The following is a 2,306-nucleotide window of genomic DNA, read 5'->3' as shown; positions in this document are numbered from 1 at the left end:
CGCTGTGGGTGCCGCCCTCTTCTACCTGCCGTGCTTCAGCAACGCTCAGGCCTTCGCGGACCCGTCCGCGTCGCCGTCCTCGTCATCCACGTCCGCGTCTTCGTCGTCGTCCGCGTCGTCGTCCGCGTCGTCCGCGTCTTCGTCGTCGTCCGCGTCTTCCTCGTCCGCGTCCGTGGCCCGGACGTCGACGTCGGCCGCGCCGCCGGTGCGTTCGTCATCACCGAGCGCGTCGACGAACTCCACGCCATCGAGTTCGGCCAGCCGGTCGGACGCGTCGGTCGCGCCGTCCTTGTCGGCCTCCAGGGCCTTGCCGAACCATTCACGGGCCTCGTCCTCGCGGCCCGCTTCCAGGAGCGCGTCGGCGTAGGCGTACCGCAGGCGCGGAGTCCACGAGTGAACGGCGCTGGATGCCAGCTCGGGGCTCTGCAGCGTGACGATCGCGGCGTCGATCTGCCCCATGTCCCTGCGGGCACCAGCGGCGACCAGGCGCATCTCGACCTGACCGGCCTTGTCCAGCTTCTGCACCTCGGGCTCGCCGGCCATGGCCATGGCCCGCTCCGGGCGGCCCAGTCCACGCTCGCAGTCGGCCATGACGGGCCACAGCTCCACGGAGCCGGTCATCCGACGCGACGCCCGGAACTCGGCCAGCGCTTCGGCGTACTTCTGGGTCGCGTACGCGGCGAAGCCCGCGGCCTCACGCACTGCGGCGACCCTCGACGCCAGCCGAAGGGCGATACGCGAGTACGCGTAAGCCTGCTCGGGGTCCTCGTCGATCAGGTTGGCGACCATCACGAGGTTCCGCGCGACATCCTCGGCGAGGGTCTTCGGCAGGCTCATCAGCTCCTGCCGGACGTCCTTGTCGATCTCGTCGCCTGTGACGTCGTCAGGAATGGGAAGCCGCTTGATGGGCTCACGGTCGCGGTCGTCGCGTCCCTGGTAGCCGCCGCGGTCGTCACGGCCACGGTAGCCACCGCGGTCGTTGCCCCGGTCGTTGTCACGACGGGGACCACGGTCACCGCCGCCGCTCCGGTCGTCGCGGCGGAAGCCGCCGCCACCGGTGCCGCCACCACGGCTGTCGTCGCGGCGGAAACCACCGGGGCGGTCGTCGTCGCGACGGGGGCCACGCGGCCGGTCGTCACGGCGCTCGAACCCACCACCGGAGGGACGGCCACCACGGTCATCACGCTGACCGCCGCGGTACCCACCACGGTCGTCCTCACGACGCGGGGCACGGTCATCACGACGGAAGCTGCTGGGCCGGTCGTCCTCACGACGCGGGGCGCGGTCACGGTCATCGCGGCGGAAGTTACCGCCGCCGGCGCCACCACCACGGCTGTCGTCACGGCGGAAACCACCGCCGCCACCCGTACCGCCACCGCTCCGGTCATCGCGGCGGAAGCCACCGCCACCGGTGCCGCCACCGCGGCTGTCATCGCGGCGGAAGCCGGAGGGGCGGTCGTCGTCGCGACGGGGGCCACGCGGCCGGTCGTCACGGCGCTCGAACCCACCACCGGAGGGACGGCCACCACGGTCATCACGCTGACCGCCGCGGTACCCACCACGGTCGTCCTCACGACGCGGGGCACGATCATCACGACGGAAGCTGCTGGGCCGGTCGTCCTCACGACGCGGGGCACGGTCACGGTCATCGCGGCGGAAGTTACCGCCGCCGGCGCCGCCACTGCGGCTGTCGTCACGGCGGAAGCCGGAGGGGCGGTCGTCGTCGCGACGGGGGCCGCGCGGCCGGTCGTCACGGCGCTCGAACCCACCACCGGAGGGACGGCCACCACGGTCATCACGCTGACCGCCGCGGTACCCACCACGGTCGTCCTCACGACGCGGAGCACGATCATCACGACGGAAGCCACCGCCGGTGCCGGCACCGGCACCGCACCACGGCTGTCGTCACGGCGGGGACCACGGTCCCGGTCACCGCTCCGGTCATCGCGACGGATACCACCGCGGTCGTTGTCGCGTCGAGGCGCGCCGGACCGGTCGTCACGACCGCCACGGAAACCGCCCCTGTCACCGCTGTCCCGGCGACGCGGCTCGCGCTCCGGACGGTCGTCGGAAGAGTTGGTGGACATGGGGGTGACTCCTGTCATCGGGTACCACAGACATTCTCGCGCAGCCGACCATCCGACGCGCTTCGGCAAACAAAAAAAGGACCCTTGGCCCCAGCATGAACGCTGGGACCAAGGGTCCTGAAAGATTGTTCGGCGGCGTCCTACTCTCCCACAGGGTCCCCCCTGCAGTACCATCGGCGCTGAAAGGCTTAGCTTCCGGGTTCGGAATGTAACCGGGCG

Annotated in this window: 2 protein-coding genes and 1 rRNA gene; all 3 read right to left on the bottom strand. The window is 71.5% G+C overall.

The genetic code is table 11. From position 1 onward, the window contains the following. Window positions 1–45: 45 nt before the first annotated feature. Window positions 46–837 carry a tetratricopeptide repeat protein gene (locus ACFWFI_RS42415; protein ID WP_387401257.1) on the bottom strand — a complete coding sequence of 264 codons (792 nt, stop codon included), beginning with the start codon at window positions 835–837 and terminating at the stop codon, window positions 46–48. Continuing rightward, window positions 837–2,087, bottom strand: coding sequence for a hypothetical protein (locus ACFWFI_RS42410; RefSeq protein WP_387401256.1), 1,251 nt, complete (start codon window positions 2,085–2,087; stop codon window positions 837–839). The genes ACFWFI_RS42415 and ACFWFI_RS42410 overlap by 1 nt, the downstream gene beginning before the upstream one ends. 127 nt (window positions 2,088–2,214) lie before the next feature. Further along, window positions 2,215–2,306 (bottom strand): 5S ribosomal RNA (gene rrf, locus ACFWFI_RS42405); the annotation flags it as partial.

This window comes from Streptomyces sp. NPDC060209 (genome assembly GCF_042728155.1).
Lineage (GTDB): Bacteria > Actinomycetota > Actinomycetes > Streptomycetales > Streptomycetaceae > Streptomyces.
Note: the sequence above shows the minus strand (reverse complement) of the source record. Positions and strands in the feature narration are given on the sequence as shown.

What these genes read in the sequence shown, in the direction of transcription:
- ACFWFI_RS42415 (WP_387401257.1), bottom strand. Translation starts at nt 837, where the DNA reads ATGAGCCTGCCGAAGACCCTCGCCGAGGATGTCGCGCGGAACCTCGTG.
- ACFWFI_RS42410 (WP_387401256.1), bottom strand. Translation starts at nt 2,087, where the DNA reads ATGTCCACCAACTCTTCCGACGACCGTCCGGAGCGCGAGCCGCGTCGC.